At 65.7% G+C, this 23,297-nt stretch carries 28 protein-coding genes; 12 read left to right on the top strand and 16 right to left on the bottom strand.

What is annotated here, in order from left to right; genetic code table 11:
- Positions 1-769 precede the first annotated feature (769 nt).
- The gene (locus tag ACFWYW_RS23825; RefSeq protein WP_379620752.1) at positions 770-1,315 is read left to right on the top strand and encodes a hypothetical protein; all 546 of its coding nucleotides are present in this window, start codon (positions 770-772) and stop codon (positions 1,313-1,315) included.
- Here the strand turns inward: ACFWYW_RS23825 and ACFWYW_RS23820 are convergent, their stop codons facing one another.
- Positions 1,316-1,927 carry an NUDIX domain-containing protein gene (locus ACFWYW_RS23820; protein WP_379620750.1) on the bottom strand — a complete coding sequence of 204 codons (612 nt, stop codon included), beginning with the start codon at positions 1,925-1,927 and terminating at the stop codon, positions 1,316-1,318.
- Positions 1,928-2,093: 166 nt separating this feature from the next.
- Here ACFWYW_RS23820 and ACFWYW_RS23815 point away from each other — a divergent pair, with 166 nt between their 5' ends.
- Positions 2,094-2,540 carry an NUDIX domain-containing protein gene (locus ACFWYW_RS23815; RefSeq protein WP_379620748.1) on the top strand — a complete coding sequence of 149 codons (447 nt, stop codon included), beginning with the start codon at positions 2,094-2,096 and terminating at the stop codon, positions 2,538-2,540.
- A gap of 59 nt (positions 2,541-2,599) precedes the next feature.
- Here ACFWYW_RS23815 and ACFWYW_RS23810 read toward each other — a convergent pair whose 3' ends face one another.
- The 7 genes from ACFWYW_RS23810 to ACFWYW_RS23780 all read right to left on the bottom strand — a co-directional run bounded on the left by ACFWYW_RS23810 (position 2,600) and on the right by ACFWYW_RS23780 (position 10,394).
- Entirely contained in the window at positions 2,600-3,289 is a 690-nt protein-coding gene (locus ACFWYW_RS23810) for a PolC-type DNA polymerase III (protein WP_379620746.1), read from the bottom strand.
- Between the two features lie 78 nt (positions 3,290-3,367).
- A complete protein-coding gene (locus ACFWYW_RS23805) occupies positions 3,368-3,811 on the bottom strand; it encodes an NUDIX domain-containing protein (protein ID WP_379620744.1) in 444 nt (147 codons plus the stop codon).
- Between the two features lie 13 nt (positions 3,812-3,824).
- The gene (locus ACFWYW_RS23800) at positions 3,825-5,777 is read right to left on the bottom strand and encodes an ABC transporter ATP-binding protein (RefSeq protein ID WP_379620742.1); all 1,953 of its coding nucleotides are present in this window, start codon (positions 5,775-5,777) and stop codon (positions 3,825-3,827) included.
- 80 nt (positions 5,778-5,857) lie between these two features.
- Entirely contained in the window at positions 5,858-6,415 is a 558-nt protein-coding gene (locus tag ACFWYW_RS23795; protein ID WP_379620740.1) for an AAA family ATPase, read from the bottom strand.
- Between the two features lie 165 nt (positions 6,416-6,580).
- Entirely contained in the window at positions 6,581-7,702 is a 1,122-nt protein-coding gene (locus ACFWYW_RS23790) for a glycosyltransferase family 4 protein (RefSeq protein WP_379620738.1), read from the bottom strand.
- A gap of 88 nt (positions 7,703-7,790) precedes the next feature.
- Positions 7,791-9,086 (bottom strand): hypothetical protein, encoded by a 1,296-nt coding sequence (locus ACFWYW_RS23785; protein WP_379620736.1) that lies wholly within the window; start codon positions 9,084-9,086, stop codon positions 7,791-7,793.
- 51 nt (positions 9,087-9,137) lie between these two features.
- Positions 9,138-10,394, bottom strand: a complete 1,257-nt coding sequence (locus ACFWYW_RS23780) for a nucleotide sugar dehydrogenase (protein ID WP_379620734.1) — start codon at positions 10,392-10,394, stop codon at positions 9,138-9,140.
- A 52-nt stretch (positions 10,395-10,446) separates the two neighbouring features.
- On the opposite strand from ACFWYW_RS23780, the gene ACFWYW_RS23775 reads away from it, so the two are divergent.
- The gene (locus ACFWYW_RS23775) at positions 10,447-11,199 is read left to right on the top strand and encodes a glycosyltransferase family 2 protein (protein WP_379620879.1); all 753 of its coding nucleotides are present in this window, start codon (positions 10,447-10,449) and stop codon (positions 11,197-11,199) included.
- 80 nt (positions 11,200-11,279) lie between these two features.
- On the opposite strand, the gene ACFWYW_RS23770 is transcribed toward ACFWYW_RS23775, so the two are convergent.
- From ACFWYW_RS23770 to ACFWYW_RS23735, 8 genes are all read right to left on the bottom strand, one after another.
- Entirely contained in the window at positions 11,280-12,215 is a 936-nt protein-coding gene (locus ACFWYW_RS23770; RefSeq protein ID WP_379641066.1) for a TauD/TfdA family dioxygenase, read from the bottom strand.
- Between the two features lie 113 nt (positions 12,216-12,328).
- On the bottom strand, positions 12,329-13,378 hold the full coding sequence (locus ACFWYW_RS23765; protein ID WP_379641065.1) for a methyltransferase domain-containing protein: 1,050 nt from the start codon (positions 13,376-13,378) through the stop codon (positions 12,329-12,331).
- 62 nt (positions 13,379-13,440) lie between these two features.
- Entirely contained in the window at positions 13,441-13,581 is a 141-nt protein-coding gene (locus tag ACFWYW_RS23760) for a hypothetical protein (protein WP_379620728.1), read from the bottom strand.
- A gap of 25 nt (positions 13,582-13,606) precedes the next feature.
- On the bottom strand, positions 13,607-14,662 hold the full coding sequence (locus tag ACFWYW_RS23755) for an alpha/beta fold hydrolase (protein ID WP_379620726.1): 1,056 nt from the start codon (positions 14,660-14,662) through the stop codon (positions 13,607-13,609).
- 25 nt (positions 14,663-14,687) lie between these two features.
- Complete coding sequence (locus ACFWYW_RS23750; protein WP_379620724.1) at positions 14,688-14,906, bottom strand: hypothetical protein; 219 nt, start codon at positions 14,904-14,906, stop codon at positions 14,688-14,690.
- Positions 14,903-15,193: a hypothetical protein gene (locus ACFWYW_RS23745; RefSeq protein ID WP_379620722.1), complete on the bottom strand. Its 291-nt coding sequence runs from the start codon at positions 15,191-15,193 to the stop codon at positions 14,903-14,905. Before ACFWYW_RS23745 ends, ACFWYW_RS23750 begins: the two co-directional genes overlap by 4 nt.
- Positions 15,194-15,349: 156 nt before the next feature.
- Positions 15,350-15,676, bottom strand: coding sequence for a hypothetical protein (locus ACFWYW_RS23740; protein WP_379620720.1), 327 nt, complete (start codon positions 15,674-15,676; stop codon positions 15,350-15,352).
- Complete coding sequence (locus ACFWYW_RS23735; RefSeq protein ID WP_379641064.1) at positions 15,677-15,880, bottom strand: hypothetical protein; 204 nt, start codon at positions 15,878-15,880, stop codon at positions 15,677-15,679. It abuts the gene before it with no gap.
- Between the two features lie 297 nt (positions 15,881-16,177).
- On the opposite strand from ACFWYW_RS23735, the gene ACFWYW_RS23730 reads away from it, so the two are divergent.
- From ACFWYW_RS23730 to ACFWYW_RS23690, 9 genes are all read left to right on the top strand, one after another.
- Entirely contained in the window at positions 16,178-17,680 is a 1,503-nt protein-coding gene (locus tag ACFWYW_RS23730; RefSeq protein WP_379620716.1) for a hypothetical protein, read from the top strand.
- Positions 17,681-17,689: 9 nt separating this feature from the next.
- On the top strand, positions 17,690-18,262 hold the full coding sequence (locus tag ACFWYW_RS23725) for a GNAT family N-acetyltransferase (RefSeq protein WP_379620714.1): 573 nt from the start codon (positions 17,690-17,692) through the stop codon (positions 18,260-18,262).
- A 253-nt stretch (positions 18,263-18,515) separates the two neighbouring features.
- Positions 18,516-19,610, top strand: coding sequence for a helix-turn-helix domain-containing protein (locus tag ACFWYW_RS23720; protein WP_379620712.1), 1,095 nt, complete (start codon positions 18,516-18,518; stop codon positions 19,608-19,610).
- 13 nt (positions 19,611-19,623) lie between these two features.
- Positions 19,624-20,220 carry an HD family hydrolase gene (locus ACFWYW_RS23715; RefSeq protein ID WP_379620710.1) on the top strand — a complete coding sequence of 199 codons (597 nt, stop codon included), beginning with the start codon at positions 19,624-19,626 and terminating at the stop codon, positions 20,218-20,220.
- Positions 20,221-20,270: 50 nt separating this feature from the next.
- Positions 20,271-20,945, top strand: a complete 675-nt coding sequence (locus ACFWYW_RS23710; protein WP_379620708.1) for a YdcF family protein — start codon at positions 20,271-20,273, stop codon at positions 20,943-20,945.
- 21 nt (positions 20,946-20,966) lie between these two features.
- The gene (locus ACFWYW_RS23705; protein WP_379620707.1) at positions 20,967-21,443 is read left to right on the top strand and encodes an SAM-dependent methyltransferase; all 477 of its coding nucleotides are present in this window, start codon (positions 20,967-20,969) and stop codon (positions 21,441-21,443) included.
- A gap of 64 nt (positions 21,444-21,507) precedes the next feature.
- Positions 21,508-21,723 carry a hypothetical protein gene (locus tag ACFWYW_RS23700; protein WP_379620705.1) on the top strand — a complete coding sequence of 72 codons (216 nt, stop codon included), beginning with the start codon at positions 21,508-21,510 and terminating at the stop codon, positions 21,721-21,723.
- 737 nt (positions 21,724-22,460) lie between these two features.
- On the top strand, positions 22,461-22,763 hold the full coding sequence (locus ACFWYW_RS23695; protein WP_379620703.1) for a hypothetical protein: 303 nt from the start codon (positions 22,461-22,463) through the stop codon (positions 22,761-22,763).
- Positions 22,760-23,218, top strand: a complete 459-nt coding sequence (locus tag ACFWYW_RS23690; RefSeq protein ID WP_379620701.1) for a hypothetical protein — start codon at positions 22,760-22,762, stop codon at positions 23,216-23,218. The genes ACFWYW_RS23695 and ACFWYW_RS23690 overlap by 4 nt, the downstream gene beginning before the upstream one ends.
- Positions 23,219-23,297 lie beyond the last annotated feature (79 nt).

The raw sequence follows: 23,297 nt of genomic DNA, 5'->3' as shown, positions 1-23,297 counted from the left end.
TTTTAATATGTGTAACTATCCGTAAATGGTGCTCACTGATAATTGATGTGCCCGTGCGTAGCAAGTCCACCACATGGCGGAACCTCAGTTTGTCAGGACATGCCACCACGGGCCTTGAAAATGGCGGGACGCAGTGGCCTAAAGTCAACCTCTGAACCCTACAAATCGCAGAAAAGAGCCAACCTGGCTGCCTCGGCGACCCCCGAAAGGGGCCTGTGACGCCCTTTCTGTGCACCTTGCATTCGTGCAGGTCAGCGCCGCGTCGGGAAAGGCTAGGAGATGTAACCATCTCCACACGTCCACGTCTGTGCAGGTCAAAGCAGCAATTCTGTCAGCGGTCAGCATTGAGCCAGCAAGCGCGCACAGGTACGCCGAACCCTCCGGCGGACCATGGCGGCATGTGTACGCGCATGGAAATTGTAGGAAATCACGAACTTCTCTAGCCCTCTTGACAAATGCGACCCCCCACCCACCGTTAAATGCCTTTCGCGCAGCGTGACCGGCCTGGTTTTCTGGGCGCCTCGCTTGAACGCTATGAGAACAGTGGCCGGTATCGCAAAAATTGCCTTCGATTATTGAGGAAACCTGGTCAGCGAAAAAGAAATTCTCGAGAAAATGGGACGTAAACAGAGGGGTCGTGCCTTGTCCGGGGAGCGGCCCGCCGTCGCGGGCGTGGGGAGTGGGGGAGAGGTCCGGCCGTTCTGCGGCGCCATCGGACCATTTGGGGTGGTTAGGATCGCCCCATCCGCTGATCACCAAGGAGTTCGACGTGCCCCACCCCGTGACGCTTGGCCGCGACCTCGACGCCCTCCTGGAGGGTGGTTGGGAACTCACCTCGATCCAACGAGTTCGGCAAGATCTCGACATCAGGGTGATGCTCGTTGCCACGCGGAGCTTCCGCGACCACATCTATCCGGAGTGGATGCTGTGGGCCTCATATCCGGCGGACCCTGCGGCCGACGGCGACTTCGATGCCACGCTGTACGGCGTGCCGGATGCATACGTGGAGATCACCCGGGAGGAGTTCGTCACCATCAGCTCTGGCTACCTCCGCGATCTGATCCCGATCTGGGAGGACGAGAGCCGGGTACAGCATCCGGTCTCTTCCGAACTGGATGAATACGGCGCCCCCGCGGACGACCCGCAGCCGGTCGACGGCAAAGACCGTGAGGGACTCGCCGGCTGGATGGAGGTCCTGGCGGTGCCCGAGGTGGTGAAGGATCTGCAAGCGCGCAAGGACGAGCTCGGCGAGTTCGTGATCTCTGTCGGCGAGCTGGCCGCGCTGGACCCAGGCGCCAAGCTGGTGATCGGCTGATTAGCCTGCCAGGGCATCACTGTTCGGTCCGGTGGGGTGGGCCAAGCGGCTGCTGAGTTTGGCGAGGAAGCGGCGGAACGCGGGGTCGTAGCCGCCAGCGGGCCAGGAGTCCTGCTCATCGATGGAGACCCAAACAGTCCGGGTGAACTCCCGCAGATCAGGCGTCAGCAGAATGTCCCGGTTACAAGCCAGCACATGCCAGGTTGTCACGTCGATGTGGCTGTTGGGGCCGCGGGTCGGCGTCACGGTCAGGAACAGCGGGGCGTCACCAAGATCGGGGTGGAAGTCGGGGGTGATCTGGAGTTCCTCGTCGAGTTCGCGCCGGGCGCACTGACGGGGGTCTTCGTCGACCTCAGGATGGCCGCCGGGGTTCAGCCAGAGGCCGGCGAGGGTGTGTTCGACCAGGAGCACTGACCGGGATTCCTCATCGAACGGGACGGCGTAGACGGCCAGATGTTGAGGCGGAGTAGCCGGTTTGTGGGTCCGATACAGCGGATCGCCGGAGTCCACCCAGTCCAGAACTGCCTGGCGATGACTTGCCTCCACGGCATCGTGAGGGATCATCTGGTCGATGAGGTCCCGGAAGATCGTCCGTGCTGCGGTGTTGGACATGGTCAGCGTCCCTTCATGGTGAGGCCGGGCAGCTATTCGAGTGGCAGGTCGAAGCCCTCAGAATCAGCGGCATCGGACGGGCGCGGTGGCTACCGTGGGGCGGGTGTCTGATGGCTCTGAGGTGATCTATCGGTGGCACGCCGCTCCCGTACGAGGGGACCTGCCGGTGGCGCGCGTGCACGGGTATCTGATCTGCCGGGTGAGCGGACGGGTGCTGATCCAGGATGTCAACGGCGTGATGGGCTTGCCAGGTGGCCGCCCTGAACCAGGTGACGCGGATGAGGTGGCGACCATGATCCGCGAGGCCGACGAGGAGAATCAGGTTCGGCTCGGACGTGTGGCCTACCTCGGCTACCAGGAGGTGATCGATGCGGGCAAGGCGCCGTACGCCCAGCTCCGCATGGTGGGCGAGATCGTCGCCTTTGATCCACCGCGGCCGGACCCGGACGGCTCGGGCCACGTGTGCCGCCGGTGGATGGTGCCTTTGCCGGACGCGGCTGACGCGCTCGGCTGGGGCGAACCAGCGCGGGCCCAAGCCGAGGCCGCACACCAGATCGCGAAGGAATGGGGACTCCCGGTCGATCGGCCAGCCCCGGCGGGTTATCAGGACTAAGGCCATTCGGCGCCTGCCGCCTCCTCGGGGTTTCTGGCGTGGATTTGCCTCGCTAGCCACTAGAACAGCTCGCTTTGCCGGACGCCCGCCGCTGGGCGTGCCTCTGATTTGACATAGACGCCGCCGACCGCCTGTAGGTCCAAGAGGTTACGCCAGCGGCCAGCTTGCGCTCCCTGCACCATCAAGCGGATGAAGACTTGCAGAGTCAGCTCGACGTCGGGCAGCGCTCGGTGGCGGTCCGCGGGGATCTGGAGTCCTAGGCGGCGGGCGACGAGATCGAGCTTGTGACTGCTCAGTTCGGGCAGCAGGAGACGCGCCAATTTCACGGTGCAGATCAGCGGGATAGCAGCCAGGGTCGGGCAGTGGCGTCGCTGCCCGCCGATCAGCGTCGCCTCGGTAGCGGCGTGGTGGGCGACCAGCCGGTAGGGCGGGTCGCCGAACAGCCCGTCCAGGTCAGCCATCACCTCGGCCGCGGTGGGTGCCTGCGAGAGCATCTCCCGGGTGATGCCGGTCATGGCAACGCCGCGATCGGTGACCGATACCTCGGGCGGCGGGCGCATCAACGAGGTGAACCGGCCAGCCTCCACCCAGGTGCCCGCGTCGGTGAGGCGCCCGGATACGGCCGCAACTTCGATCGGCTCGGGCGGACGCCCAGCCGGGGTGAGACCCTCGAAGTCGATGACGGCCCACGTCAGAGTCGTCAGCCCGGCCGGTAGGACGGCGGGCGGGGTGTTCGTCCGAAGGTCCACGCGTTGACCTCCACTATCGCTAGGGATTGCTGTCCTGGTCGGTGTTTGTCTTGAACGGGGCGATCAGACCCTCGGCGATCAGGCCGGTGTCCAGCCGACCGCTGCGTAGAGGGATCCGCTGGCGTATTCCTGAACACCGGCAGCGGTGTACGGATAGGTCTCCAACGGGAGGTCATTGAGTGGGAACCAGGCGATCTGGGCGCACTTGTGCGGTTCGGCGTTGTACGGCTCGCCTTGCCAGGCGCGGGCCTCGAAGAAGACGCCGATGCGGGCCTGCCCCTCGGGGTTGCGGTAGTGGCACAGGTGCACGAACCGCACATCGTCCGGTTCCAGGCCGATGCCGATCTCTTCGCGGGCCTCGCGGATGACGCCCTGGTGGACGGGCTCACCTGCTTCGAGATGTCCAGAGGGCAGGTTCCAGGCGCCATCGGCGTACCCGGTGCCCTGTCGCTGGGCCAGCAGAACCTTGCCTTCTCTCACCAGGATGATCATGGCGTCCACGACTGTCTGATAGCGAGGCATGCGCAGGAGGCTCCTATACGGGGTAGACGTCGGTGTTGTACTGGCTCGCCTGAAGTTTCCAGAGATCGGCGTACTCGCCTGCCAGGGCGAGGAGCTCTTGGTGAGTGCCGGTCTCGGTGACCACGCCGTCTTGGAGGACGAAGATCCGGTCGGCATGCTGCACCGAGTGGAGGCGGTGGGTGATCAGGACTACGGTCCGGCCGCCGGCCAGCGCCCGGACCCCAGCGAAGGTTTCGGCTTCGGCGCGGGGGTCCAGAGCGGCGGTGGGTTCGTCCAGGACCAGCAGCGGCGCGTCACGGAAGTAGGCGCGAGCGACGGCGATGCGCTGCCACTGCCCGCCGGACAAGTCGACCCCGCCCTGATACTCCGGTGCCAGGAGAGTGTTCCAGCCGTCCTTCAGCCCGTTGATGAGGTCGACGGCACCAGCCGAGGTGGCCGCGCGGGTGAGTGTCTCGGTTGTCGGCTCGGTTTCGTGTCGGCCGATCGCGACGTTGGCGCGGACGGTGAACGGCCAGTGTTCAAACCCCTGGGATAGCAGTGACACGTGGGCGAACGCGCGGTTCCGGTCCAGGTGTGTGGTCTCTACTCCGTCCCAGGTGATCGATCCTGAGTCGGGCAGGTAGAGGCCGGTCAGGAGTTTGGCCAGGGTGGTCTTTCCTGACCCGTTGTGGCCGACCAGGGCGACGATCTCGCCGCGGCCGATCGTCAGGTTCACGCCGTTCAGGGCGGGTTTGTCGGCGTTGTGGTAGCGGAAGCACACCTCGCGAGCTTCGATCAGTTCCGGGCCGCCTGGCGGGGTGTCAGCTCCGCCCTGGGGGATGGCCATCTGCTGGGATTGTCGGCAGGCGTCGCGCCAGTCGGCGGTGTAGAGGCCGTACTCGAACATGTAGTTGATGGAGTTGACCACGGTGGAGAGTTGGCCGGTGCCGGTGCGGATAGCCAGGACTGCGGTACCGGCCGCCGCCAGCTCCATCTGGCCCGTGGCCAGCAGCCAGCCGAGCAGGATGTAGGTCGCTCCCGTGGTCAGCCCGCTGAGCCCACCGGCGACCAGATCAGCCTTGGCGTCGACGCGCGCCAGGCGGGCTTGTTCGCTGGCGGAGCGATCCGCGATCCGGTCGTAGTGGCCCAGCAGGAAGTCCCCCGCAGCGTGGGCGCGGACCTCCTCGGCGGGGTCTTTGTCGGTCAGAAGGGAGGTCAGGGTGCGTTGCTGGCGCATGTGCGACAGCCATTTCAGCCGGGACTCATTGTGCCGTCGGGTCGATCGGACGGTCGCCCAGCCTCGAGGGAGGACGATCAGTGGCAGCAAGGGCAAGAGCAGGGGGTGCAGTACGCCCAGGACACCCGCGGCGGCGACGATGCCCATGAGTGCGGTCACGGTCCTGACGAGCTGCCCGATCACCAAATCGATCCAGCCAGCCCCGTATTGGGCGGCGTCCAGCAGGTCGTGGAAGTCGGCGCGTTGGAAATGCAGCAGCTCGACCCGGGCGGCCTTGTCCAGCAGTTCGGTGTAAGCCAAGCGTTCGACCTTGGGCGTAAGGCGCCCTGACATGGCATCCGACCAGGCGGTCAGCACCGCGATGGTCACGCCCGCGGCACCGATCAGCACGAGCGCGGGCAGCGCGCTCTTGATCCGCTCTGGTGTCGGGCCCGCAGCCAAGACCTGCTGTAAGACGCTGTTGGTGGCCAGGAGTCCGCCAGCGGTGGCGGCTCCCACCAGGAGCTGGCAGGCCATGACGATCATCAAGGCGATGCGGTCAGCTTGCCAGGAGAGTTTGAGGCAGATCCCGATCAGCTCGGGCAGACGGCGCATCACCTGGCCAAATCCGGCGGTCGTCTCGGCCTCGTGGCGGGCCCACCCCATGGTGTAGCGGATGCCCGACCCGAACAGCGGATCGGAGGCGACTTGCGGTGTGGCGTCACCTGCTTCGGGCGGGTCGGTCTTGGCGCTGTCGTTCTTGGCACGCACTGACGAGCTCCGTTCCGTCGACGGCATACGGGAGATCGTGCTGCTCTACTCGATCAACAGGCTGCTCCTTGCTGATGGGGTCACGTGGCTACTGGGCGGGGCGGCCCGCTCGGGCTCGATGCCAAGCCCGCCGTCTGAAGGATGGTCCGAGCGGCGTCCTCGACGGACAGGGCATGGTCCAGGAGCTGCTCGTAGCCGCCGGGCAGAAGGTCGCGTTCTTTGAACCACTCGGCCATCTGCTCGGGGGTGAATTGTGATCGCTGGGGGCGTGTCTCGTGCCGCCGGAGGGTCTCCTCCCACGGCACGTCCATGTAGAAGAAGGCGGCGGGGCCCTGGTGGTCGCGGCGGAGGCTGTCGAGCATCGCGCCGTAGCGGCTGCCGGTCAGGATTCCTTCGAGTACGACATGGTGGCCGTGGGCGAGAGCGTGGAGGCAGATTGTCTTGATCAACCCGATGTTGACGCCGCCGGGCACGTCCAGCTCGCGGAGCATCTCGCGGCGGACGACATCCTGACTGACGATGGCGAGCCCACGCTGGCCATACGCCTCGCGCATGGCCTTGGCTAGCGTGGTCTTCCCGGAGCCGGAGTTGCCGCGGATGACCATGAGGGTGGTCTGTGTGCCGGTGGCGATATTCATAAGCGGCAAGCTACTCTCCGTCACTGACAGTTTCGGGTTCTGTAACCACGATGTGCGGCTACCGTGGGGCGGGTGTCTGATGGCTCTGACGTGATCTACCGGCGGCGCCAGGCTGCCGTTCCTGGGGACCTGCCTTCCGTCGCGGGCCAGCATCAGTGGGGTGGGTCATGCGAGTGCGGTGGAGGCGACCTTGGTGGTCAGGTCGGCCAACTGCCTGGCGGTGTGGGTGATGTCGTGCTGGCGCGCGTTGTCCAGCCCGGCGCGGATCAGGGCCTTGCGCCAGTGCACGTCGTCGGCCAGTTGATTGAGCGCGGACGCCAGGCTCTCCGGGTCACCTGCCGTGAACGGCGTACCGGCTTGGCCCAGGGTCTCCGCCATTCCGGCGATGTTGGAGTAGACGACCGGGAGGCCGTGGGCCTGCGCTTCGATGGCCACCAGGCCGAACGCCTCCGAGCCGGAGGTCGTGAAAACAAAGGCATCGAACTCGGGTAGGCGCTGCCACAGTTCTTGGCGGGGCAGGAACGGTGTAAACGTCACTCGGTCCTGGATGCCGAGGGAGTGGGTCTGCTCGCGAAGTGCTTTTTCCTCGGAGCCCGTGCCGATGATGGTCAGCCGGTGCGGCTGACCGGACACTGCGATTGCCTCGATGGCGGTGATCGTGGACTTGTTGGCATCCAGGCGACCAGCGTGCACCAACGATAGCGGTCCGGGTGCGAGAGGGAGTTGATCGCTTTCCCGGGCGTCGCACAACGGGATACCCCACGGAATAACGGTGAGTCGATCGGTGAATCGGCATTCGGTGAGACGGTCGATTCGCTCGGCAAGGGCGAAGGTAGGGGCGACGATCGCGGCGCTTGAGGCGGCCACTTCACGCAGGAGCTCACATTCCCATGCGCTGCGCTCGGCCGCCATCACGTCTGGGCCATGCGCAATGGCGATGATCGGGACGTCGCCGGCAGCTCGAGTGAAGGCCAAACTGAGAGCGAACCCAAGGTGCTGAGCGTGAATAACGTTCGGCTGAGTCTCCTCGATGAGCGCACCGACCTCGCGTGTCAACTCGTCAAGGTAGAGGTCGAAATCCGGGCCGTGGAGACGCTTCGTCGTGGAGAGGGTGATCACCTGATCAAACGCGGCCTTCCACGCCGGATCAACCGGTGCTCTACCCAGAAAGATCGTGCGGACATCAGGCATTGCGCCGTAGAGATCGTGAACCAAGATCGTGCTCCCAGATGATGGCGCAGCGGTGCGGTTGATGCCGGTCAGGATGTTCAGGAGCTTGGCGACCATGCAGAAACTCCATCCACGAATAATTGTCGGGGAGATCAGGGATCGGTCGTATACGGCTGACTCGACGTGCGGATCATTCGGTGACGTTCTATATCTCGCGCTGGCGGGAAGGCGCCCACCACGAAGCTAGCTGCGGCGTGATAGAAGCCTGAATCTCCTCGGCCGGATGGAGATATCCCTTCTCGTCCCGTTCTGCTGTCCACGCTCTGACTGACGTTCGGGGGGAGACGGGATGGATGCCAATCTCCCCTTTGGGGAGAATGCCGTTGAATGGGGTAGGAATGCCCTCATTGTTCCAGTAGTCCCATGCCTCAAGAGCTTTCGCCTTCTCGAAGCAGTGGTATAGCTGTCTATATCGGGGCATGTACCGGATCTCGCGGAAGAGCATCTGGCCGAGGAGTCCGGGTGCGGCTTCCTGAATCATGTGGAGATCGGCTCCCTGGAAGATGACCGACGCTGCGTCCTGTGACGGGTGCAATGCAGTACGAGCAAACAGGTGGGACAACCTTCGCCGTATGTACTCCGCGACTCCCGGGCTGAGCTCCGGCTCTATGCCTTCGATGAGCTGGACGAGCCGGTCGTGACGCGGTCTGAAGCGGGCCAGGTCGAACAACTGGTCCATGCTGTCCACCGCGGCGAAGGCGAGTCGCTTGTAGAGCCAGTTGTTCAGCTCCCCCACCTGGGCATAGTTCTTGGTCTCCGGAGTAACGGAGTGGAGCATCAGGTACTCGGACAGAACCTCGAAGTACAGGTAGCCGAGGAACGGCACTTGGGCCACGGCGGCGGACAGTTGGTCGATGAACTCGGGTGCCGCGGTGGCCTGGCCCACAGCGTTGCGCAGGGCGACGTCCAGGAAGGGGGCGGCAGTGCGCAGCCCGGCCAGCACGGTGCGGTCGAGCTGGTCGATCTCGGCCGGGGCGAGGAAGCTCTGGAAGCGCAGGTAGGTGCGCAGGTGGATGGCGCCAAGGTGCAGGTAATCGACGCCCTTGGGCCGGATCGGGCCGTCCGGGACGACCTCGAAGACCAAGGGCTTGGTGGAGGGCTTGGTCTGCATCAGGTAGGCGCCGAGGTTGTGCGGGCGCAGTCCCTCGCGCTGGCTGGCGAGGGGCGAGCAGTACAGGGCTCCGACCAGGCAGCCGGTGGAGACATGCAACTGCCGGCTGGTGCGGATGGCGTTGATGTCCCTGGTGGTGTGCAGCAGATACATCGGCTGCCCGCTGATGAGCGCCTCGGTCATGGCGTTGTTCCGCATCAGCCAGCCGTTGGGAGTGGAGCGTTCAAGGTAGTAGCGCCAGTCGCTCTCACTGTCGGCCAGCGAGGCAGGAGTTCGACGCTGTACGGGCCTGGTGTAGTCCGTGTGCGCGTGTTCCCATTCGTCTCGCAAGAGAACTCCCGGGATGAAGGTCGGAAGCTGGGCAGAGGGGAATTCCGAGAGCTAAAGAACCTCGACGTTGGGTCCGGACAGGCGGTTTCGGCAGTCGAGAACATAGGGCGCGTTCTTCTCGATCATCGCGAGGTCGAATCGTGCGTGGTCCATGAGGAGCACCACGGCGTCACAGGCCGCGATCTCCTGCGCGCTCGCGTCCACCAAGGGCACGTTCAGCTTGGTGTCGTCGCCTTCCTGGACGTTGGGGTCGGCGCCGCGGACCTCGGCGCCGAGGTTGATCAGGAGTTCGGCGACACGTGCCGAGGGCGACTCGCGGAGGTCGGTGGCGTTGATCTTGTAGGTCAGGCCGAGCAGCAGGATCCGGGATCCGTTGATGGGCATGTTGCGCTTGTCGAGTGCTTCCGCGAGACGGCAGACGACGTAGTCGGGCATGTGGCGGTTCACGTCGTTGGCGAGTTCCACGAACCGGAAAGGGACGCCGAGTTCCTGCTGGACTTTCCACGAGAGGAACAACGGGTCGACGGGCAGGCAGTGCCCGCCGACTCCTGGCCCCGGGGTGAACCGCGTGAAGCCGAAGGGCTTGGTTGCGGCGGCGTCGATCGCCTCCCAGATGTTCACGCCGAGAGGGGCTGCCAGCATCGCCATCTCGTTGACCAGGGAGATGTTGACGAACCGGAAGACGTTCTCGATCAGCTTGGCCATCTCGGCGACCCTCGTCCCGGACACCGGAACCGTGGTCTGGAAGATGCCGTCGTAGAAACCCTTGATCGCATGGAGTGACTTGGCGTCGATTCCGGACACCAATTTGGGAGTCCCCTCGAACGACCACCGCTTGTTCCCCGGAGCGATGCGTTCGGGACTGAAGCCCGCCAGGAAGTCCACCCCGCCTTTGAGGCCCGAGGTCTGCTCCAGGATCGGTAGCAGTAGTTCCTCGGTGGTGCCCGGATAGGTCGTGGACTCCAGGACCACCGTCGCGCCGGGGCGAAGGTGCTCGCCCAGCGTCCGGGCGCAGGACTCGATGTAGGTCAGGTCGGGCACGCCGTCCCTCAGCGGGGTCGGCACGGTGATCACCGCGATGTCGAAGCCGGCCAGCTCGGCAACGTCGGCCGTCGCGACGTAGGCCCCGGAGTCCAGCACCGCGCGGAGCCGCGTGGAGGTCACGTCCTCCACGTACGACTCACCGACGGTGAGCCGCTTGATACGGTGCAGGTCCACGTCGTAGCCGACGACGCGATGGCCCACCTCGGCGGCGCGTACGGCCAGAGGCAGTCCCACGTAGCCCTGACCTGCGACGACAATATCCATGACGACTCCAACCTGGGTAAGGAGCACCGCTGTGCCCCTGGTTTCTGTGGTGATGCCGGTCCACAATTCGGCGGCCACGCTCGGGCCCTCGATTCGGTCGGTATTGGCGCAGACCCACACCGACCTCGAACTGCTGATCACCGACGACGCATCCTCGGACGAGTCGATGGATCTGCTGACAGAGCTGGCCCGGCAGGACGAGCGGGTCCGGCCGGAGGCAGTGGACCGGCAGGGAGGCGCGGCCCGGGCCCGGAATCTGGCCATCGAGCGGGCCCAGGGTGACTTCATCGCCTTTCTCGACAGCGACGACATGTGGCTCCCGACGAAGCTGGAAAAGCAACTCGCCTTCGCCGCGTCAGCCGAGACCCCCCTCACGTTCACCTCCTACTACAAGGTCGACGCCCTGTACGAGGGCGAGGCCGCCGACTTCGTCCCGAACGGGCGCGTCGTGTGGGCGCCTGAGCACGTGGATTACAGCGCGATGTTGGTCCAGGACCACATCGGCGCATTGACCGCCATGTACGACCGCAGGGTGCTCGGGACGAAGCGGATGCCGGACATGCCGAAGCGGCAGGATTACGCGCTCTGGTTGTCGATCATGCGGGACGGGACCCCGGCTCGTGCCCTGCGGGAACCCCTGGCCGTGTACCGGTCACAGCGGGCCGGGTCGCTCTCGTCGAACAAGTTGTCGCTGGTCCGATACAACTGGAATCTGTACCGTCAGCACGAACAGCTCTCGGTGATCTGGTCGACGCGGGCTCTGGCTGGGGCTGTATGGCACTCGGTGCGGAAGTCACACATCTAGCCCCCCCGTGACCGTGCCGCGTGATCGGCGGCTGGCCCCGAAGGGCAGGACCCGGGCGAGTCGCCAGCGCCGTCGGTGGGCTACGCGGCCGAGCTGGCTCCGGTTGGAGCACGCAGAAGCATCTGGAGTAGCAGCCGCCGGTCAGCGACCGGGACGGCCTCCTGTCCGCTGTGGAGCGCTTCCCGCCCGTGGAGGAAGCGGCGCTGGTTCACGATGAGGTAGTCCCCAGGCTGGAGCATGAAGGAGACCTGCCCTCGGACGAGTTCTTCGGCGAGTTCCCTGGCGGCGTTGGCGTGCGCCTGGCCGAGCTCAGACCTCTCCAGCATCTTGGCGGTGAATCGAACGAACCCCTTGCCGGGACGGGAATCGTCCAGGATCGGAAACGGCTTGTACTCGTGGCCGACGCCATGCAGGTCGAAGAAGGTCCCGTAATGGTAGGCCGACTCGGCCAGTAGGGCGCGGCTGCTTTCCGGCAGCCGCGCCACTGCTGCGTGGGCATCGGAGAGGATGCTGGGGCCGCCGCCGAGTGGGTCGCGGCGGATGCACAGGAGTGTGGTGTAGTCAGGGGGCCGGGTCGCGTTCACCAGGTCCATGTGGAACGCGTTGTATCCGATGCCGCTGGATTTGCCGGGGTCCTTGTCGGTCTTGACACCGATGTCCTTCCAGAGTGGCCATCGGGGGAACGGCGAGAAAGGGACGGCCACCTCGGCGGCGAAGGCCGTAGCCAGCCGTAGGAACCGGTCGTCGTCGGTCCCCAGCGCCTTGGCGATGCTTCCGAGGCGCAGCACAGCGTATCCACCGCCCTCTCGGGTCAGCTCGTTGCACAGCGTCGCAGAGGTCTCCTTGATCAGCGGCACGGACTCCATCCGCGCCTGGTACCGCTCGAGCGTGGCATCCGCCAGGTGGGAGCCCGCCACGTCCCAAGCGGGGAGCGCACCTCCGATCTCGATCAGAGCGGCTTCAAGCTCCTTTGACACGTTGATGAATGCCAGCGGCCTGGAGTCGGGTTGGATCATGCTTCACTCCTTTGGTTGACGGGACAGTGCGTGAATCGACCCTCGCTGAGCACCTCGTCACCTTCGCGCCTCTGCGCCACGGACATGAGTTGTTAGCTGCTCAGCCTTCGCGATCACAGGTTGACGACTCGCCCGGGATGGTCTACCCAGACGACGTCGCCTTCCGGCGTGGCCGTGTAGCCGTACCGGTCGCTGGCCGGGCAGCCCCAGGAGATCCAGCGCAGGAACGCCTCCTCGGCTTCGAGGTACAGGTCGCGGTCGCCGCTGTACTGCACGATCCAGTCGCCCACCTCCTCATCCCAGGTGACGTAGGCGGCCGAGGTGTCGGAGTGGGCCCACAGCACGAACCCGCCGTCCTGCTCGGTGGTGCAGACGACGCCGGGCAGCATCGCGTTCAAGAAGATGGAGGCCGCCCACTCCCCGGCGATCCGCTGCGGGTCGATCCGGGCCGGGCGCTTGCGGACGTCGTCGCCGAGTCCCCGAAGCTCACCAGAGCGCTGGCCGCGCATCATCATGAACGAGCATCCCGATTCGATACGGCCGACTGCGGTGCCGTCGCCGACGGCACGCAGGGCGACGAACGCGCCGTACCGCCATGTCGGCATCCACGGGAACACGATGGTGCCGCCCGCCCGGGTCTGCTCGACCCACGCGGGTGACGCCTCGATCGCGCCGACGGCGACGTGCACAGCGTCGTACGGCTGGCCGCTGGGGTGGCCCAGGGTGCCATCCCTGTGGATCAGCCGGACGTCGTCGTGTCCAGCGCGGGCAAGGTTGGCCTGCGCCTGCCGGTAGACGTCGATGTCGATCTCCACCGTCGTTACCTGGCCGCCGCCCGTGAAGGAGGAGATGAGCGCCGCCGTCCAGCCGGTCCCAGTGCCGATCTCCAGTACGTGATCGTCAGCGTGGAGACCGAGCAGTCCCAGCTCGGTGGCCACGATCGTAGGCATGGAGTTGGAGGAGCTGTAGAGCCGCCCCTCCTCGTAGCCGTCGACAAGAGGTGTCGCCCCGTCATCAATCTGCGTGACGATCGAGATGTCGCTGTAGACGGCCTTCTCCCAGGCCGAGGCGTCCGCGTCACGGTCGATCACATAGCCGGGCCCATCGTCGGGCGACACCCACGCCTGGCTGGGGATGAACAGCCCTCGCGGGTTCGCCCTCAAGGCTTCCAGCCAACGCGGGCCCAAGCGCTCGAAGGACCCAGCTATCTGGTCGGTCAGGTCCGTCACTTCTTGCCTCCACCCGCGTGCTGGCCGTCACCCTGGCCGCCCGGCTGCTGGCCGTCTTGCGACGGCTTCGGCTGCTGGGGGATCGGCTTGTCGCCGGGCTTCTTGTTGTCGTCGTGCTTGCCTACCTGGGGTCTCATGGCATTCTCCCTCTGCCGGTTGGGTCTAGCTGGACTTCGCGGTTCGGAGCTTGACGCACATGTCGGTGACGGCCTTGACGATCAGCTCGGGCTCGTCGGCCTGGACGTTGTGTGCCGCCCTCTCGGCGACGATCAGTGTGCTGTCGTCGGACAGGCTGGCCAGGTCGTCTTGGATGCGGGCCCAGACGCGGTTGCGGCGCTCGGCCACGTCGGCGGGCCGATTGGCGAAGTAGTCGCCGTAGTACGTGTCCGGTGCTGGGTATGGGGCCCTGGAGATGACTGTTAGCGGCAGGCTGCCGAAGTGCGTGCGCGCGGCTTCCAGCGCCTTGATGGCTCCGGCCCGGCCGAGATCCTCCAGGACCTCCGCGCGGCGCTGCCCGCTGGTGAGCTCCAGGGCCATGCCCAGCTCGACCATCTCGGCCGGGAGTCGCTGGCGCATCCGGCGGAGCATGACCGGCTCTTCACCTCGGCGGATCGCCAGGCGCAGGTGTGCCCGGACCAGGCCGCAAGGGGTGAGGGCGTAGCGCAGGGCGCTGCCCCAGTGCTTGGCCGCCCCGCTCTCACGCCACCCGAACTCTTCGATCATCCAGGTCGCGCGCTCGGAGGGAGCGTCGACGAGCACCATCCCTGCGACCTGCTCGCGGTGGCGGGCCGCATACAGCCGGGCGATCTCCCCGCCCATCGAGTGGCCGACGAGCAGGAACGGGCCGGGCTCGCCAGACGCCTCCAAGACCTCGTGCAGCTCGTCGGCCAGCGCCGAGCAGCCGCGCCACTCAATCCAGGAGGGGCCCTGACTCCAGCCGAGTCCCGCCCGGTCGTACTGCCATACGCGCTGACCGGGCACCAGGCCCCGCCGTACGTGGACCCAGCCCAGGCCGTTGTCGGTCATGCCGGGCAGGATGACCACGGTCGGGCCGCCGTCGCCCTCGGCGTGTACGTGCAGGCGTCGGCCTCGGACGGTGACGAAGCGGCCGGGCGCCGGGGAGCGGCGGAGATCGGCTCGCTCGGATGCCCGTTGGTACAGGGCGCTGGCGAGACCGGCCAGGGCCAGGCCGAGCGCGGCTGTGCGGAGGATGGTCACGACATGGCTCCTTCACCGGGAGGGGCTAGCTGACCTTGCGTTGCGGCAGGTAGAGGAGCTGTCCGCCGCCTTCTTCTGCTTCGAGTGCCTGCCGAAGCTGTTGCAGGGTGCCGCAGTGGACGTTGTCCCGGCCAGGGACGAAGTCACCGCGTAGCGCGATGTAGGAACCGGGCACACAGCTCTCGGTGATCTTCCAGCGGGGAAAGTCACGGATGAGCGACGCCAGCCCGCGTTCACCGGTCACGACGGCGGCCCAACCAATATGGCGGCCTGCCTCGGCTCCTGTGCAAAGACAGCGCCACTGGGCAGCGCCACCCGGTACTCCTCGCTCTCGATCGAAATGGCCACCCGCCGATTGCCGCGGTGATCGCGGACCTCCAGCTCTGGTTCCATGTAGGTCTCCGACCTGAGTCCACCTCCGGTCATCGCCACCCTGATGCATGAGATGAGGAGATACCGCGAGCCTTCCGGCAGGTGCGCGATCACTTCTCGAAGGCGCGACTCATGGCACTGCGCAGTTTCAGGCGTCATCGGATCCTCCATGAGGCAGGCAAGCGAGAACCACTGCATCGGGCTGAAGACCGCGGCGCTGGAGAGGGGCGACGGCTGCCCGGGAGTTCAAACCCCGGGGGCGGGTCGACTCGTGCCGCAACTGGGTGGGCTGCGGAGACCGGGCAGCCGTGCGTCTCATCGCCGTCTCGCCTCGTGAGGCTGGGCGGCGAGGAGCTGGGTAAAGCGTTCGGCGATTAAGCGGGCAGAGGCGCCCGCATTGGTGATCGGGGCGGTGTTCCACACCCACCGCCCGGCCTCGTCTTTCTGGCCGCTCCACCAATGCCACTTCGAGCTGTGTCCATAGACGACCAACATGCCTTCGACGAGCAGAACCGCGACGTCCGCCTGGACGGACACCTTCGAGACGAGTGCGTGCGCGGCCTGGAGTTCGGACTGGAGCAGATACGCGGCCTTGTCGGCCGGGACTAGATCGTAGGGAAATGAGGCATACGGGCTGGGCATTCAGACCGCCTCCCTGGAGATGATCTTCTGCCATAGCTCCTCGGTGCCTTTCTCGCTGCCTGACGGGTCGTCGAAGACAACGAGCTCGCCGGCCTCCTCCTTGGAGCGGCGGATCCAGTGCACGCTGCCGTATATGCGCGGGATGGTCGGCGCAACCGCCGTGGGCAGCGTGCCGAGCGACGGCTGGTCGACCTCCGTGTTCACGGGCCGGTCATACTCCTGGGCGGAAGGTGCGTCGGAGGTCATCGAGCCTCGATCGAGTCCAGGGCTATCTGCATGCCCTTGCGGTGTGGATTGACGCCCAGTAAACGCTGTCCGCATCCGGTCGGTCACCGGGCGCTCGGACATATTTCCTATGTACGAGCGCACCGCTGTGACCTGCGCTGATGTTGTGGCTTGGGCCACTTGTATGTATGGGGACCGGCCAGAGCCCGAAATGCGGTGTTGCTGAACCCGACCTCGACCCCTGACTCTTCTTGCAGAGCCTTGAAGGGGAGCGCCATGACCCAGGAAGTCCTCCGGCGTCACGTGAACCGTCTGCGGGCCCAGATGATTGACCAGGGCCGGACGGTGCCAGAGATCGCGGTAGAGCTGCGGATCAAGTTTCAGCTTTCGCCGTTGGCCGCCTACCGCACGGCCCTGGGCCTGTCCCAAGCCGACGTGGTCGACCGGTACGCCCTGCAGCCCACTGGGACCTACCTGGACCAGGCTCTGCTCAGCCGCTTTGAGACTTTTCCCACTGGCGGCCGGGCGCCGTTGGCCACCCACATCACGACCCTCGCAGCCGTCTATGGGACCAGGCCGCTGGACCTCCTGGACGCCGATCGTCTCGACCGACTCGACCGGCAAGAGCGCGAGATCCTCATTCGATGCAACGCCGGTTACGCCCTGGCACCCCTGGGCTTGGCTGGCGACGTCATCGACTCGACGCACGACACCGCACCGGCACGACCTCTGGTACGGCCAGCAATAACCGACGATCCCCTCAAGGAGGCAGTACGAATGGCCGCACGCAGAGCTCGACGCTTCGCCACGCTCGTCCAAGGTGGCAACGTCGGTCCCGAAACCTTGCCCCAGCTTCGTGATGACGTCGCCCGAGTTGCCCGCGACTATCCCCGCACGCCGCTCAACGAGCTGCTGCCCGAGATGTCGGAGCTTCAAGAGGTGATCTACACCTTGCTCGAAGGGCGGCAGCGTCCCGACGAGACCGCCGACCTGTACATGCTGGCCGGTGTCGTCGGCGGCATGCTGGCCAAGGCCAGCCACGACTCCGGTGACCCCCACGCCGCGATGACCCAGGCCCGTGCCGCGTTCATGTGCGCTGAGCGCATCGGCCACAACGCGCTCGCCGCATGGGTTCTTACCCTCCAGTCCATGATCACCTACTGGTCGGGGAGCCCGCACAAAGCGGCCCGCTACGCCGAGGACGCCGCTGGTCTCGCTGTCGAGGGCAACGGGACCGTTGCCGTGTGGGTGGCCGCGCAACACGCCCGTACCCTCGGCGTCCTCGGCGACCACGAAGGCGTCCACGCCTCCGTTCGACGTGCCCTTGCTGCCCGAGAGCGTGTCATCGGGGACGATCTGGACGAGCTTGGCGGCATCATGACGTTCCCGGCGCCGCGACAGAGCTACTACGCCGCTGACGCCTATGTGTGGATGCCCGGAGGCGAGCAGGAGGCCATCCAGGCGGCCAGCCACGCCATCTCCGCTTACGCCGACGCGGCTCCGGCCGACAGATCCTTCAGCGACGAAGCGGGCGCCCACTGCGATCTCGCCTTGGCCTGGGTCGCCCTGGGTGAGCTGGACGGCGCGGCCGAGGCGCTCGTCCCGGTTCTGGACCTGCCCGCCGGGCAGCGCATCGAAGGAATCGCAGCCAGCTTGCAACGCGTGCACATCGCCCTGCGCGACCCCCAGTTCCGCGGAACGTCCCTGGCCGAAGGGCTCAGAATGCAGATCGAAGCGTTCCGGTCGGTACCCGTCCGCGCGCTCTCCACCGGCCGTTAGGGTTCGGGCATGTACCCGGTAACGATCTCTACCGATTGCCTCAGCCTGCGCGAATTCCGTCCCGATGACGTGGACGGCGTGCTGGCCATCTACGGAGACCCGAAGGTCGCCGAGCACATGTCTTTCGAGCCCCGCAACCGAGAGCAGGTGGAAGCCACAATCACCAGCGTGATCGAAGCTGCCCACGCCGACCCCCGCGATGAATTTTCGCTGGCAGGCGTTCTTCCCGATGACACCGTCGTCGCGTACGCGCGGCTGGCCATCGACCGACAGCATCCGGCCCAGTCCAGCGGCCAGATTGGTTTCGCGCTCCGCGCCGATCAGTGGGGCCGGGGACTCGGCGGAGAAGTGGTCCGGCTGCTGCTGTCCCTCGGCTTCGGGGAACTCGGCCTGTATCGGATCTGGGGCGCACGCAGCCCGCTCAACGAGGCGTCCGCTCGAGTGATGACCAAACTCGGGATGATCGAGGAGGGCACTATCCGCGGGCACATCCTGGTGCGCGGACAGTGGCGCGATTCGGTGGTGCACTCCATCCTCAAGCCAGAGTGGGAAACGGGCTCTGGCTTCAGGATGGACCGCTGATGGGCACTCAGCCTCGTCACGCGTAGATACCGGAAGGGACACGGCGCGGCGATGCCGTGATCCCGTGTCCATGCCTCGGCTCCCGTCTACCTTGTCTCGCTTCTCTTCACTGCTCTGACGTCTACGCTGGGTTCATGGAGCCACGGTAGGTACAGCACATGTGCGTTGGTACTGACCGTTGGTACGACTTGCAGCGGTGGTGAGCGCAGCGATGGCGGTTCAGGACAGGTTCACCCTGACTACTAGTCAGGGCGTGACTGATCGCGTCCGGGAAGGGCGGATTGCCGGTCACACGCTCAAGGTTCTCCGGGAGTCGGTGGGCCTCACTCAGGAGCAATTTGCTGAGCGACTCGGAGTGGAGGTCACGACTATCCAGGGTTGGGAGTCTGGGCGTCGTTCGCTCCTAGCGACCCCGACCTCGACCTATCTGGCGCTCCGTAGTTCCCTGATGGGTTTGGGAGCTCACCCGCGGTGGCTCGCGCAGCTCGACGACGCACTTGAGGTCGACCGATTTCTCGGCTTCGTCCTGGGGGCTTCGGCGCGGTCGGATGTGGTCGACGAACATCCCCTCGCTGCTCGCGTGGTGACGCGGAGCTTTACCGACCTCGTTGCCTGGCCCTTCACCCGGACAACGCCTACGGGGCTCGCAGATGCAGCGGAGCGGTCCGGGCGGGGGCCAGCGACGCGATCACCGGCGTTGTCGAAGGCTGAACGTTCGCGCTTCATCGACCATCTGAAGCGTGTTGCGGAGAAGGCGGATACTGCGCGTCCAGGGCAGGCCCTTCTTCGCCGACAAGCCCATTACCTGGTCGGCTTCGATCAAGGGGCGGAGACTGCGGAGTGGCTGTCTTGGCTACATCGCGCTGAAGAGCGGGGTATCCGGCGCCCTGGAGAGTGGTCGCCGGCGTGGGCCGTGGTGCGGTCGGGAGCGCACTCCCTCGCGCGGAACGGCGACCGCGAAGGGCTTCAGCGCTTCGTGAGCGACTACCTCACCGATCAAACTTGCGAAGTCGCTAACCTCAATTACTGGGCCTATTGGCTGGGGGAGGTGACGGAGCCTCAAGTGAACGACCTCTTCATGGTCAATCTTCCTGTGGAGATCTGGCCGGGGACGCGAATCCTTAAGCACCTGATGAGTCGGCTCAGCTCGACGAACCCCTATATCGACGTTGTGGTGCACACGCTCTGGGCCTTGATCATGTTGCGTCCGACCGTCTTGAACCGATCTACAGCAGTGCATCTGTACACAAGCGCAGGCCAGCTCCTCGACGAGGCTGAGGTATCCCCTCAGGCCAGGCGCGAGCTCGATGCCGTGGTTTACGCTCTGCGCATGTTGGATCGTGACTGAGAAGGGGCACTTCGTGGCGGAGGAACTGGCGGGGATTACGTCCCTGTTGTACGAGCTCGGGCTGCTGAAGCGGTACAAGCGCACAGGATGGCTGGTAGCTGGCGTCCGGGATCCAGAGAGCATCGCCGAGCACTCGTTCCGGATGGCGATCATCGCTGCGGTTCTCGCTGCCATAGAGGGCGGGAGCCCCGAGCGCGCCGCCTTTCTCGGTCTCCTCCACGACACCCAGGAGACCCGAATCACCGACATTCCCTACATCGGCAAGCGGTACCTGACGGCTGCCTCGAACGAAGAGGTGACGGCTGACCAGGTCCGCGCACTCCCGGAGCGGGTGGCTCAAGCCCTGTCCGGCGGTGTGCGTGAATATGAGGCCAACGACAGTATCGAAGCGGCTTGCGCTCATGACGCAGACAAGCTTGAGTGCCTGCTTCAGGCGCTGGAGTACCGCGATCAAGGACATCAGAACGTGCAGCCCTGGATCGACAGTTCTCTGGCGGCACTCGCCACGCCAACGGCCAAGCAGCTCGCTGATCAAGCACTGCGTACGGGCACGCTGGAGTGGCTCACCACTGCGCTGAAAGATGGCCGTCCGCGGGGACAGGAGGTGTAAGGCAACTGCGATACGCCATCCTCGTGGAGGAAAGTGGCCAAGGAGGCTACGTGAGCAGCACGGCGTCAGGCAGGGCCATCAGCGACGAGGCGCGCGAACTGGCTGCCCTCATCTGGGATTACCACCGGATGCGCCACCGTCCGGAGCCGTGCGACGCAGCGATTGGATTGGGCGGCCATGACCTGGGTGTTGTCGACACGGCCGTGGATCTCTACCGTGCTGGCCTGTTTCCGGTAATGGTCTTCTCCGGCGGCGCCAGCAGGAGCTCGCGGGAGCGGTTCCCCCGCGGTGAAGCGGTCCATTTTCGGGAGCGCGCCATCGATCTCGGGATGCCCGCGGACGCGATCTTGCTGGAACCGGACGCGAGCAACACCGGCGAGAACATCGCACACTCCCGGCGTGTACTCGCCGGTGCGGGCTGCATTCCGTCGAAAGTGCTGTTGATCTCCATGCCGTGCATGGAGCGCAGGGGCTACGCCACTGCACGGCGGCTATGGCCAGAGGCGGAGTTCGTGTGCGCGTCGTCCCGGGTGGAGTTCGACGACTATCTCAAGTTGTTCGGGGACGAGCGATTCGTACTCGACATGCTCGTCGGTGACCTTCAGCGCGTGATGGAGTACCCGAAGCTCGGATTCGCCATTGAGCAGGACATTCCACAGGACGTGCGTGACGCGTACGAGGCTCTCGTCCGTGCTGGGTACGACGGCAGTCTCATTTCTTCTTGACTGGATATGAAGGGAGCACCGGTGAAGGAGTCCCTGGAGATCGCCCCAATCGGTGTGGTCGTCGGCGGACGCACCGACCCCACTGACGATCATTGGGGCGGAACCGCCATCATCCGGCTGAACACCGATTTTCCGCCCGAGGTCGTTCAGGGCCTGGAGGAGTTCTCGCATTTGTTGGTCGTCTGGCACTTCCACCGCGCCGATCCCGCCGACGTGGCCCTGCACGCGCGCAGCCCCCGCAATGACCCCCGCTGGCCGGCCACTGGGACCTTCGTTCACCGCAATCACCGTCGACCCAATCAGCTCGCCCAGTCCTTCCCTCGGCTGCTCAAGGTCGACGGCCTAGACCTACACGTCGCCGACCTGGACGCGATCGACGGCACGCCTGTCTATGACGTGGCGCCCTACTTCCGCGAGATGGGACCCCGCGGCCCGATCCGGCAACCTGACTGGCCCGAAGAAATGCTCGCTGACTACTGGACCGATCCTCAGCCATAAGTGCCCGTAACCATGAGTCCTGGCTAGCGGCGGCACGCTCGCACCCCTCGATAGACTTCGCTGCATGGCTACCAAGAGGGTGCTGCCGCAGCACAAGCGCTTCGAGACGGCTGACGTCACGTGCCCTCGCCTGGAGTGCATGGCGGTCAAGGGCCAGCCGTGCATGACCAAGGCTCGCTACCGCGGCATGGTGCCGCAGGACAAGCTTCACTCTGAGCGCCGCCAGAAGCAGGACGAGCTCGACCAGCAGCGAGCTGAGCGCGAACAGAAAGAATCCTAGTCGAAAGTCGGAGTGGATATCCGGCTTTACGAGAACTTGTGTGAAGACGTGGGCGTGCTGTAGCGTCTGCCCGTCGAAACAATCTTGAGGCATGGACGGGCGCCAGAAGCCCGCCACGCGCTGCGTTCCGCAGGCGTCCCGCCATGGAGGCACGAGGCGGAATGAGTACCTCCCACCGGCTAACCCACCGGGTGTAGTGCGAGGCCCGAAAGGGCTGGAGGGGTCACTGAATCTACAGGCGACCAGGCTTTGGTCCCCGAAGTCCCCATGCGCGACGGCCACCGTTCCGGCCAGGTCCCGATGCCCGGGGGATAGGCCGCGAGGCACGGGATCGGAACACGGCAGGCTCGGCCTGGACCCCGCAGAGGGGTGCGCCCTGGACGACACCATCCCTGCGGGGAAGTGGGCTTGGGCGCTGGACCCTGTAGAGCATCCCGCCCTGGGGACGCGTAATGACCGTCCTGGCAGCGATCCGACCGATGCGACCGACCGACGGCGTACGGAGATGAGTGAGCTGACCCCCTCCTGCTCGTGAGACGACCCTCCCAGACGGGAGAGTTGTGCCGTTTCACGAGCAGGGGGCGGGCTCCCCTCCCTGGCTCCCTCCCTCGGGCCCCGGAGATGGCACCACCCCAACTCTTGTGCGAAAGTCGTACTTGCGATTAAGCTTTACATGAATTGATCGGTCGACTCACCACCGACCGTAAGCCACCGCAACCAACCGCGAAGGATCCAGCATGTTCACCAACGACATCGCCGCAGTCATGACGGGCGCCATGGGCGCCGACCTGGCCATCGACCGCATCGAGCTCCAGGCCGCGGTCGCCCGTCAGATCGTCTGCCTCAAGACCGAGCGCGTCCTGGACGTTCGCGACGCGGTTTACTTCCACGTCACCGGCCCGGCCGGGAACACCGGCGCCGACGTCGTCGACGCCGACTGGTTCGACGGCTACGAGCCCGAGCTGCGCACCGTCTGCCAGGAGAGGGGCATCACGCTACGCGTCCTGGACGGCCGCAAGCTCTTCGGCGCCCGGCGGTGAAGATCGACCTGTCCTTCACGGTGTCGGTCTCCGAGGACTCCTGGGCCCACCGATTCGGGGTCGACCTGCTCATGTGTCCGTGGGATGTCGGCTACCACCTGAGCGACGCGATCGGATGGCTGCCCGGTATCTCCGACACCAATGCCCGCATCCACTGGCGCGACTCGCGCCCCGTGGCGAGCGAGCCGGGCCGCTGGGTCGAGAGCTTCCACATGGTCATCGAGGTCCCCGCGGCGACGTGGGAGGCATGGGCGCAGATCGAGTCCGGGCGAGCCCGGCGCGACGCGATCGAGTACCTCACCTACTCCGTCGCGGGTGTCCTGCTGGTCGATACCGACGCGGTTGTCGCCTGGCAGCAGCCCGCCGGGGGAGACCCGATCGACATGGCCCAGATCGTTCCGAAGCAGCGAGCCGAGCTCCTGTTCCGCTGGCCCATCGGCCGAGAGAGCGAGTGACGGCGCCGGCGGGCCCGCACCAGAACACGCTTCTTACTTCGTAAAGGCCCAACGACGAATGCCCCCAGCGCCACATCGC

This window comes from Nonomuraea sp. NPDC059023, assembly GCF_042740095.1.
In the GTDB taxonomy this organism is placed as follows: domain Bacteria; phylum Actinomycetota; class Actinomycetes; order Streptosporangiales; family Streptosporangiaceae; genus Nonomuraea.
The sequence above is the reverse complement of the archived record's forward strand: the minus strand, read 5'-3'. Positions and strand labels throughout refer to the sequence as shown.

Excerpts from the sequence above, each read along its gene's own strand:
- ACFWYW_RS23820 (WP_379620750.1), bottom strand. The coding sequence starts at position 1,927 with ATGTCCAACACCGCAGCACGGACGATCTTCCGGGACCTCATCGACCAG.
- ACFWYW_RS23805 (WP_379620744.1), bottom strand. The coding sequence starts at position 3,811 with ATGCCTCGCTATCAGACAGTCGTGGACGCCATGATCATCCTGGTGAGA.
- ACFWYW_RS23795 (WP_379620740.1), bottom strand. The coding sequence starts at position 6,415 with ATGAATATCGCCACCGGCACACAGACCACCCTCATGGTCATCCGCGGC.
- ACFWYW_RS23790 (WP_379620738.1), bottom strand. The coding sequence starts at position 7,702 with ATGGTCGCCAAGCTCCTGAACATCCTGACCGGCATCAACCGCACCGCT.
- ACFWYW_RS23780 (WP_379620734.1), bottom strand. The coding sequence starts at position 10,394 with ATGGATATTGTCGTCGCAGGTCAGGGCTACGTGGGACTGCCTCTGGCC.
- ACFWYW_RS23775 (WP_379620879.1), top strand. The coding sequence starts at position 10,447 with ATGCCGGTCCACAATTCGGCGGCCACGCTCGGGCCCTCGATTCGGTCG.
- ACFWYW_RS23770 (WP_379641066.1), bottom strand. The coding sequence starts at position 12,215 with ATGATCCAACCCGACTCCAGGCCGCTGGCATTCATCAACGTGTCAAAG.
- ACFWYW_RS23760 (WP_379620728.1), bottom strand. The coding sequence starts at position 13,581 with ATGAGACCCCAGGTAGGCAAGCACGACGACAACAAGAAGCCCGGCGAC.
- ACFWYW_RS23745 (WP_379620722.1), bottom strand. The coding sequence starts at position 15,193 with ATGACGCCTGAAACTGCGCAGTGCCATGAGTCGCGCCTTCGAGAAGTG.
- ACFWYW_RS23740 (WP_379620720.1), bottom strand. The coding sequence starts at position 15,676 with ATGCCCAGCCCGTATGCCTCATTTCCCTACGATCTAGTCCCGGCCGAC.
- ACFWYW_RS23730 (WP_379620716.1), top strand. The coding sequence starts at position 16,178 with ATGACCCAGGAAGTCCTCCGGCGTCACGTGAACCGTCTGCGGGCCCAG.
- ACFWYW_RS23725 (WP_379620714.1), top strand. The coding sequence starts at position 17,690 with ATGTACCCGGTAACGATCTCTACCGATTGCCTCAGCCTGCGCGAATTC.
- ACFWYW_RS23700 (WP_379620705.1), top strand. The coding sequence starts at position 21,508 with ATGGCTACCAAGAGGGTGCTGCCGCAGCACAAGCGCTTCGAGACGGCT.
- ACFWYW_RS23695 (WP_379620703.1), top strand. The coding sequence starts at position 22,461 with ATGTTCACCAACGACATCGCCGCAGTCATGACGGGCGCCATGGGCGCC.